This window comes from Anabaena subtropica FACHB-260, assembly GCF_014697105.1.
Lineage (GTDB): Bacteria > Cyanobacteriota > Cyanobacteriia > Cyanobacteriales > Nostocaceae > Trichormus > Trichormus subtropicus.
Map to the genome: position 1 here is coordinate 1 of NZ_JACJRF010000090.1, position 5,108 is coordinate 5,108.

The 5,108-nt window shown below is 40.4% G+C and carries 3 protein-coding genes; 2 read left to right on the top strand and 1 reads right to left on the bottom strand.

The annotated features are described in order from the left end of the window. Window positions 1–514: 514 nt before the first annotated feature. Together H6G18_RS24355 and pcrA are read left to right on the top strand one after the other, a co-directional pair. Window positions 515–2,242: a sensor histidine kinase gene (locus H6G18_RS24355; protein WP_190409663.1), complete on the top strand. Its 1,728-nt coding sequence runs from the start codon at window positions 515–517 to the stop codon at window positions 2,240–2,242. A gap of 92 nt (window positions 2,243–2,334) precedes the next feature. Continuing rightward, on the top strand, window positions 2,335–4,650 hold the full coding sequence (gene pcrA / locus H6G18_RS24360; RefSeq protein ID WP_190409664.1) for a DNA helicase PcrA: 2,316 nt from the start codon (window positions 2,335–2,337) through the stop codon (window positions 4,648–4,650). Window positions 4,651–4,742: 92 nt separating this feature from the next. Here pcrA and H6G18_RS24365 read toward each other — a convergent pair whose 3' ends face one another. Next, window positions 4,743–4,955 carry a type II toxin-antitoxin system HicB family antitoxin gene (locus tag H6G18_RS24365; RefSeq protein WP_190409665.1) on the bottom strand — a complete coding sequence of 71 codons (213 nt, stop codon included), beginning with the start codon at window positions 4,953–4,955 and terminating at the stop codon, window positions 4,743–4,745. Window positions 4,956–5,108 lie beyond the last annotated feature (153 nt).

A 5,108-nucleotide genomic window follows, 5' to 3' on the forward strand; every position in this document is an offset into this window, starting at 1 on the left:
ATAGCGTTCCAAAGTTTATGCTAGTCATGGGGGAAGTTTGATTTGAGAAGCTGGTAACTTTCATCTTCTTACTTCTCCCGCCTTTTTTCTTAATTCACATTAGGCGTAATTTACCAAAGTATGTGGTATCTCATTGGTTGTTAAGTTGGTTTGTCAACTAGAATAGAAACCAATTGCTGAAGATTTTCTTTTCCAGCATTACTTATGCCAGAGAGTTGAGAGCTTAGAGTCTGGAGTCTAGTGTTTTGTTATCAGGACGGGCTAAACTCTTACAAAAACTCAGGGAAACTACTAAAAAATCAACAAAGTGCTTGTTATTTGGTGCTATCAAGTCACCATGTAAACATTCATATCAAAATTACTAAAATGCAATGAACTCATGTGAATTATCTAAAGAGCAATTATTGATGATTCCTAGCAAAAAAAATAATATAAGTGTCTATTAACATTTGTGATATTTATATAAGTGCATCTGATTTAATGATTTTTGCGGGAGGGTAAGGAGATTTGAGGGATGCAAACTCAGCAGCCGATCCCTGTTGACAGCAGTTCAGACAGCAAAAAAGTGTCATTAGAAGAGCCATCAACATCGACAGACGAACTCCCAACCATAGAATTTCCTTCTCGAGGGAAACTCAAAGCTAGTTCCTGGCGTATCCATCAAAAAATTGGTTACGGCTACTTTGTGGCTATTGGAATTGGCTTTTTTGGCTCACTCACTGGGTTGGTCATTGCCAACTACTATCGAGGTAGAGAAATTAGGGTATTTAATCAAGCTCAAGAACAAAGACAATTATTGACTGATTACAAAGATGCTGTCATTGGGGCGCAGTTGTATAGCTCCAACATTGTGGCATTTTTAGAAGATCCCCAACATCTACCAGTCAAAAAAGCGGAGTTCTTGAGGAATGTAGATAAAGCTAAGACTTTAGAGGCAAAAATAGCCAAGTTTATAGATAGCAGACCCAAAGACTTAGCCGCAACTAGTGCTAACTTACAGGCTTTATTACAAGACTATAGATCTTATTTAGAATCCTACATCAAGCAAATAGATGTTGTATTACAAGACATTCAGCAGCCTGTACCACCACAACAAGCTACTGAAGTCAGAACACGGTTACTAGAAATTATGCGTGGTGATACAGCCATGCAGTTAGAGCAGCTATCAAAAAAACTATCCAACATCTTACAAACTGCTGAATCAAAAGAGAGGATACGACAAAGAGATGTTGAACAAGCTAAAGGTGTAGAAAGACTAATTGTCATGGGAAGTATGCTGGTGTCAGTGGCGATCGCTGCCATTGTCGCATGGCGAACCAGTCGAGCGATCGCCGAACCGGTAATTACTGTCACCCAAGTAGCGGAACAAGTAGCCCGCAAACCGAATTTTGATTTACGCGCTCCCGTCACCACTGAAGACGAAATTGGCTTACTCGCTAAATCCCTAAATCGGTTGATTGAGCGAGTATCTGAGCGCACCAAAGAACTAGAACAAGCCAAAGAACAAGCCGAAGCAGCCAGTAAAGCAAAAAGTGTATTTTTAGCAAATGTTAGTCATGAGTTACGTACACCATTAAACGCTGTGATTGGTTTAAGCCAACTGTTAAAAGAGGATGCAGGCGACCTGAATTTATCAGGAGACTTTACCAGTGACCTAGAAACTATCAATGCTGCTGGTAGACATTTACTGGAACTAATTAACGATATCCTCGACGTGTCGAAAATTGAAGCGGGTAAAATGACGCTTTATCCAGAGACATTTGACATTGTCACACTCATCAATAACGTTGTCTTAACCGTCAAACCAGCTATAGAAAAAAATGGCAACATCTTAGAAATATATTGTGATGAGCATCTGGGGACAATGTACGCAGATCAAACCAGGATGCGGCAGGTATTATTAAACCTCCTCAGTAATTCTGCTAAATTTACTAGTAACGGTAAAATAAAACTGGCGGTCAAGAGAGAGAAACAAGATTTATCACCAGAAGCTCCTTTTGGGATGATTAGTTTTATGGTTAGCGACACAGGTATTGGGATGTCGCTCAGTCAACAAAAACAGTTATTTCAACCCTTCACTCAAGGCGACACTTCAACAACGAAAAAATATGGCGGTACTGGACTAGGTTTAGCTATTAGCCGTCACTTTTGCGACATGATGGGGGGCGAAATTTTAGTAAATAGTCAACCAGGAGTTGGTTCTACTTTTACCGTTTATCTGCCACTTAAGGAGCAAAGTTAAAGGTAGAGTAGATGAAGGAGGTAAGTGGATGGCGAAACAAAGAGAATCATTATTCACTCCCCTAATGACTAATGACCAATGACGAATGACTAATGACAACTGACTTTCTCAGCCATCTTAACCCCAGCCAACGCCAAGCCGTCGAACACTACTGCGGCCCCTTGCTTGTAGTGGCTGGCGCTGGTTCTGGTAAAACACGAGCGCTGACTTATCGGATTGCGAATTTAATTCTCAAACACCGTGTTGCTCCCGAAAACATTTTGGCGGTAACTTTTACCAACAAAGCTGCACGGGAAATGAAAGAACGGATTCAAAAGCTGTTTGCTGAACAGTTGGCGATGAGCGAACATGGACAGCGTTTGGATTTGCTGCCAGAATACGAACAAACTAAACTGCGATCGCGCGTTTACAAAACTATCATCAAAGACCTGTGGTGTGGTACTTTCCACAGTTTATTTTCTCGCATTCTCCGCTTCGATATCGATAAATACCAAGACGAAAAAGGGCGACAATGGAATCGTAATTTTTCCATCTTTGATGAATCCGATGTACAGAGTCTGATCAAAGAAATTGTTACTAAACAATTAAACTTAGACGATAAAAAGTTTGAGCCTCGTTCTGTGCGTTACGCCATTAGTAATGCCAAAAACCAAGGTCTTTCACCACAGGAATTTGAAACAGACCAACCCAATTATCGCGGTAGGGTAATTGCTGATGTTTATAATCGCTATCAAGACAAATTAGCAGAAAATAATGCTCTTGATTTTGATGATTTAATTTTAATTCCTACAAGATTATTTCAACAAAATGAGCAAGTTTTGGGTTACTGGCATCGGAAATTTTGTCATATTCTGGTAGATGAATATCAAGATACAAACCGCACTCAATACGACCTCATTCGCTTGTTGACAACCAATGCTGAAGATAGAAAAAGTGAATGGAATTGGCAAAATCGCTCGGTATTTGTCGTAGGTGATGCAGACCAATCTATTTACAGCTTTAGAATGGCAGACTTTACTATCTTGCTGGAATTTCAGAATCAATTTGGTGATGCTTTGCCGGATGAAGATACGCGGACAATGGTGAAGTTAGAAGAGAACTATCGTTCTTGTGAAAATATTCTTCAAGCAGCTAACGAACTAATTGAGAATAATACCCAAAGAATAGATAAAGTCCTCAAAGCGACAAGGGGAGCAGGTGAAGAAATTTATTGTCACAAAGCAGATGATGAACTAGCCGAAGCTGATTTTGTGATTAGACAAATTCGCACATTAGAACATCAAAACCCTGAGTTGGATTGGGGTAGTTTTGCTATTTTGTATCGTACCAACGCCCAATCTCGCCCCTTTGAAGAATTATTAGTCAGGAATCAAATTCCTTATACAGTCGTGGGTGGGATGAAATTTTATGACCGCAAAGAAATTAAAGATGTCATAGCTTATTTAAGAGCGATCGCTAACCCCTCAGATACAGTCAGTTTACTACGAGTCATCAACACTCCCCGCCGTGGTATTGGTAAAGCCACCATCGACAACTTAACCAATGCGGCTCAACAACTAGGTACAACTCTCTGGGAAATATTAAGTGATGAAACATCAGTCAATACATTAGCTGGGCGATCGGCAAAAGGGGTAAATAACTTTGCTCAAATGATCAGCCGTTGGCAAGAACAAATTACCACAACCCCAGTGACGGAGATAGTTATGGGGATTCTAGAAGATTCTGGTTACGTCCAAGATTTACAAAGTCAAGGTACAGACGAATCAGAAGACCGTATCCAAAACGTCCAAGAACTTTACAACGCTGTGCTGCAATTTCAAGAAGAAAATGAAGATGTTTCTCTCACAGCTTTTCTGCAAAGTACAGCTCTCAGTTCCGATTTAGATAACCTCAAGGAAGGACAAACAGCCGTTTCTTTAATGACTTTACACGCTTCCAAGGGTTTAGAATTTCCTGTAGTCTTCTTGGTAGGCTTAGAACAGGGATTATTCCCCAACTACCGTTCCATGAATGACCCCGCAGCCTTAGAAGAAGAACGCCGCCTGTGTTACGTAGGGATTACCCGCGCCCAAGAACGGTTGTATTTATCCTTCGCCCGCGAACGCCGCTTGTACGGTTCACGAGAACCCGCCATGCGATCGCAATTTCTCGACGAATTACCCGCAGAACTATTAACCACTCAACACCAAGTCCGGACTTATACCAAAACTGCAACGCCAACTAATAGCAAGCAAAGCACAAACAAAGATTGGCAAGTAGGCGACAGAGTTTTACACAAAAGCTTTGGAATTGGGGAAATAACTCACGTTTTCGGAGCAGGAAATAAAGTTTCTGTAGCAATCAAATTCTCTAGTTTGGGACAAAAAATTATTGACCCCAGAGTAGCACAGTTGCAAAAAGTAGATTGAGGAATTTTCAATTATTCTTAGCAGTTTATACTTTCGGTAAGCTGCGCTAACACTAATTTTATGATTGCTCAGTAGGCGATCGCCCTTGTGAATTAAGCAGACATCAAACGCTTTCTTGGTTCTGGAATTGGACGATCTAATTCTTGAGCAGTTTCAATCCATTCCTGCATAATAATTTCTACATTTCGTAATGCTTCTTGATAAGTTTCACCATCAGCAGCACATCCAGGTAATTCTGGGACTTCGGCTATAAATGCTTGGTCTTCTTCACTCCAGTAGATAGTAATTTTATAATGAAGTGTCATCTTTACCTCCTAGCTGGTACTTGAGAATTACTGCACGGACTTGTTTAGAGCTGATTCGTAAAGTAAATATTAAATAGACAATCGCCTAACCATGAGACGAAGTAAGGAACCATAAATCATGGCTTCACTTACCTCTGAATACACTTCATAATC

Excerpts from the sequence above, each read along its gene's own strand:
- H6G18_RS24365 (WP_190409665.1), bottom strand. The coding sequence starts at position 4,955 with ATGACACTTCATTATAAAATTACTATCTACTGGAGTGAAGAAGACCAA.
- H6G18_RS24355 (WP_190409663.1), top strand. The coding sequence starts at position 515 with ATGCAAACTCAGCAGCCGATCCCTGTTGACAGCAGTTCAGACAGCAAA.
- pcrA (WP_190409664.1), top strand. The coding sequence starts at position 2,335 with ATGACAACTGACTTTCTCAGCCATCTTAACCCCAGCCAACGCCAAGCC.